Source organism: uncultured Pluralibacter sp. (genome assembly GCF_913775985.1).
Classification (GTDB): Bacteria; Pseudomonadota; Gammaproteobacteria; order Enterobacterales; family Enterobacteriaceae; genus Pluralibacter.
In genome coordinates this window covers 1-3553 of the sequence record NZ_CAJYMB010000021.1, presented here as the reverse complement: position 1 = coordinate 3553, position 3553 = coordinate 1, and the positions used below count along the sequence as shown (strand labels likewise).

General features: G+C 60.8%; 5 protein-coding genes. 3 read left to right on the top strand and 2 right to left on the bottom strand.

The window, feature by feature from the left end:
- The first annotated feature begins 193 nt into the window (after positions 1-193).
- Positions 194-1375 (top strand): CynX/NimT family MFS transporter, encoded by a 1182-nt coding sequence (locus QZ766_RS03150; RefSeq protein ID WP_297197142.1) that lies wholly within the window; start codon positions 194-196, stop codon positions 1373-1375.
- 33 nt (positions 1376-1408) lie between these two features.
- Here the strand turns inward: QZ766_RS03150 and QZ766_RS03145 are convergent, their stop codons facing one another.
- Complete coding sequence (locus tag QZ766_RS03145) at positions 1409-2116, bottom strand: CTP synthase (RefSeq protein ID WP_297197141.1); 708 nt, start codon at positions 2114-2116, stop codon at positions 1409-1411.
- Positions 2117-2250: 134 nt separating this feature from the next.
- On the opposite strand from QZ766_RS03145, the gene QZ766_RS03140 reads away from it, so the two are divergent.
- The gene (locus QZ766_RS03140; RefSeq protein WP_297197144.1) at positions 2251-2760 is read left to right on the top strand and encodes a DUF523 domain-containing protein; all 510 of its coding nucleotides are present in this window, start codon (positions 2251-2253) and stop codon (positions 2758-2760) included.
- Entirely contained in the window at positions 2747-3091 is a 345-nt protein-coding gene (locus QZ766_RS03135; RefSeq protein WP_297197139.1) for a DUF488 domain-containing protein, read from the top strand. Before QZ766_RS03140 ends, QZ766_RS03135 begins: the two co-directional genes overlap by 14 nt.
- A 5-nt stretch (positions 3092-3096) precedes the next feature.
- On the opposite strand, the gene QZ766_RS03130 is transcribed toward QZ766_RS03135, so the two are convergent.
- A complete protein-coding gene (locus QZ766_RS03130) occupies positions 3097-3339 on the bottom strand; it encodes a DUF333 domain-containing protein (protein ID WP_297197137.1) in 243 nt (80 codons plus the stop codon).
- Between the last annotated feature and the right edge of the window lie 214 nt (positions 3340-3553).

Below are 3553 nucleotides of genomic sequence, written 5' to 3'. Positions count from 1 at the left end.
ATAAATTGCTCATTGGGAGCCACCTCAATGCGCAGGGCTACCGCGGGGTCCGCTTGCCGATCCGGTTCGAACCCGTCAAGAACGAATGCTTTCATCATAATGTCCGAATTTAGCGATTATCTGTCATTTTACCTTGATTCATCGGCAGTGAAAAACCGCTATGCTGTGCCACCTGCTTTTATTCGAGAAAAACATGAGTACTGCAACAACTGACTCCCGCCAGCAGAACGTGCTGCTGGTTATTGGGATCCTGTTAATCGCCTCCACGCTACGGGTCTGCTTTACCGGCGCGGCGCCGCTGCTGGACAATATTCGCGCCGAGTATGGCCTTACCACGGCCCAGACCGGACTGCTCACCACCCTGCCGCTGCTGGCGTTTGGCCTCGTCTCTCCGCTGGCTGCCGGGATTGCTCGCCGCATCGGCATCGAGCGCAGCCTGGGTCTGGCGATGCTGCTGATCTGCGCCGGGATTGCCGTTCGCTCGCTGCCTTCCGCCGCGCTGCTGTATAGCGGCACCGCAGTTATTGGATGCGGCATCGCACTCGGCAACGTGCTGCTGCCGGGACTGATCAAGCGCAACTTTGCCGGCCACGTGGCGAAGCTTACTGGCGCTTACTCGCTGACCATGGGCGGCGCTGCAGCGCTGGGTTCAGCGCTGGTAGTTCCGCTGGCGCTGGGCGGCCTCGGCTGGCACGGCGCGCTGCTGGCGCTGATGGCGTTCCCGCTGCTGGCCCTGATCCTGTGGCTGCCGCAGCTGCGCAACCGTGCCCCGGGCACCATGACCGGTTCCGGCAACCTCAGCAACCGGGCGCTGTGGCGCTCGTCGCTGGCCTGGCAGGTTACGCTGTTCCTCGGCATTAACTCACTGGTGTATTACGTGGTGGTCGGCTGGTTGCCCGCTATTCTTATCAGCCACGGCTACAGCGAAGCCCAGGCGGGATCTCTGCACGGCCTGCTGCAGCTGGCTACGGCGGCACCGGGCCTGCTGATTCCGCTGATACTGCACAAGCTTAAAGACCAGCGCGGGATCGCGGTTAGCGTGGCGCTGATGTGCGCCGTCAGCGCCGCAGGTTACTGGCTGCTGCCGCAGTTTGCGGTGGTGTGGACGCTGATCTTCGGTTTCGGCGCCGGCGCCACCATGATCCTCGGGCTGATTTTTATCGGACTGCGCGCGGGCAGCGCCCACCAGGCGGCAGCGCTTTCCGGGATGGCGCAAACGGTAGGCTACCTGCTGGCAGCCTGCGGACCGCCGGTCATGGGGAAAATTCACGATGCGACCGGCAGCTGGGGGATCCCGCTTATCGCAGTCGCGGTGATATCGCTGATAATGGCAGTGTTCGGCGGGCTGGCCGGACGCAGCCGTGAAATCCACTGATCGAAAAGGCCCGGCGGCTGCCGGGCCGAATGGCTAGCGGGCGGCGGCGTGCAGGAAAAGCTGCACCAGCGGCGCGGGCCGCCCGGCCAGGGCGTTGCGCTCGTGCTGAAACAGGGTTGCCACAAAGAACGGATGCGTTGTCAGCTCAACAGCCCGCACCTCACCCTCTTCATCCCAGCCGGTGACTTTCAGCGCGCCCTCTTCCAGCGCGGCGGCAAACTCCGGCGAAATACCGTAATTACAGTGGTATCCCTCTTCAATGCTCTCCTTCCCGTAGGCTTTCGCAATCAGCGTATTTGGCCGCAGCTCAATGGCGTCTGATTTCTCCACCAGCGAGCAGGCAAGCGCTGTAATGACCATCCGCCCTTCGGCGTCCGTTTCGGCATGGGCCGCGTCGTGCCAGCCGAGTACATTGCGGGCGTATTCAATCATCGCGTGCTGAAAACCACCGCAGGTGCCGAGAAACGGCGTGCCGCTTTCCCGGGCGTAGCGGATGGCGATAAGCGCACCTTCGGTGTTCTGGTAGGGGCTTGCGGGCACGGTCCAGATGGCGTCGAACTCTGCCAGCGGTTCGGCACTGTTGATATCCCGGGTGGCCAGCCACGTGTACTGTACCGGCTGCTCAAGCACGGCGGCGGCATCGTCGATGGCAAGCGGAATGGCTTTATGAGCGACTACGTCGGGATTGTAATCACCCACGAGGGCGATGCGCAGCGTTTTTTTGGCGGTAGCGTGTTCCATTGGGAGGTCCTTATGCAGAGAAGGTTCAGGCAACATAAGGGACCTCAGATTACCGGGATCGGCGTATAATGGCAATTGGCACTGCCGCGACGCGGCGAATTATTACTCTGTTGAATAAGAAACGGCTGGAATTTATGGGAAATAAAATCCTGATCAGCGCTTGTCTGATGGGCTATAAGGTGCGCTATAACGGCAGTGCGAAAGCGGAGATTGCGGCCAGGCTGGACGCGCTGCAGCGGGCAGGCAGGCTGGTAGTTCACTGCCCGGAACTGGCTGCCGGGCTACCCACGCCTCGCCTGCCCGCTGAAATTGATGGCGGCAGCGGTAGCGGAGTGCTGGCCGGACACGCGCGCATTATTGAAAATAACGGCTGCGATGCCACGCCCCACTACGTGCTGGCCGCGTGGCTTGCCCTTGAGACGGCCAGGAAACATGGATGCAGCGCGGCCCTTCTGACCGACGGCAGCCCAACCTGCGGCAGCCGGGAAATTTACGACGGCAGCTTTAGCAATCAGCTGCGGCCCGGCGAAGGGGTTGCCGCGGCGCTGCTGCGCCAGCACGGCATCAACGTCTTCTCTGATAAAGAGATTCCGGCGCTGCTCGACTGGCTTGCTCACGAGGAGCAAAACAATGATCCAGTGTAAACGCGTCTACGATGATGCAAGTGAAAATGATGGATACAGGTTGCTGGTGGACCGGCTCTGGCCGCGGGGTATTAAAAAAGAGGCGCTGGTGATGGACGAATGGTGCAAAACCCTCGCCCCTTCCTCCGATCTGCGAAAGCAATACCACGCTGAGATAATCGATTTTACGACCTTCAGCCAGCTTTATCGCGCCGAGTTGGATAAAGAGCGCGCCGAGGGTCTGCGCATCGCAAAGCTGGCGCAGGGCCAAAACGTCACCCTGCTGTACGCCGCGAAAGATCGCGACCAGAACCATGCTCTGGTGCTGGCCGCCTGGTTGAGCGCGCTGTAGTTACCTCATTTAGGCTGCGGGTGATCCTCACGAAACAGCGTCCACTCGTCGACGGTTCTGCCGCCGGGCAGCCTGCAGTCTGAGCGCACGCCCTGCGGAGTAGAGACCGGTACCAGCGTTCCGCCCTTCTTCAGGCAATATTCGGACGCCGGATTGGCCATGCCAATTTTCGGCGGCGGGGGCGCATCGTGGGAAGCCGCACAGCCTGCCAGCAGCAGGGGCAAAAGGGATAACACGTATTTGGTCATGTCACTGTCCTGTCTTAAATAAAGCGGGCCATTTTATACCGCCACTCCGCGCGAAAAAAGCAGCTGCGGCTATCACTTTCCAGCTGCCTGCTGGAGAAGGTGCTTCATCCGGTACATATCGAGATCCGCCTGCTGGATGGCGATATCCAGATCGTCTTTGAAAGGCGAAATCCCCCATGACACCGAGAGCGGAATACGCACCTCACCGGCGTTA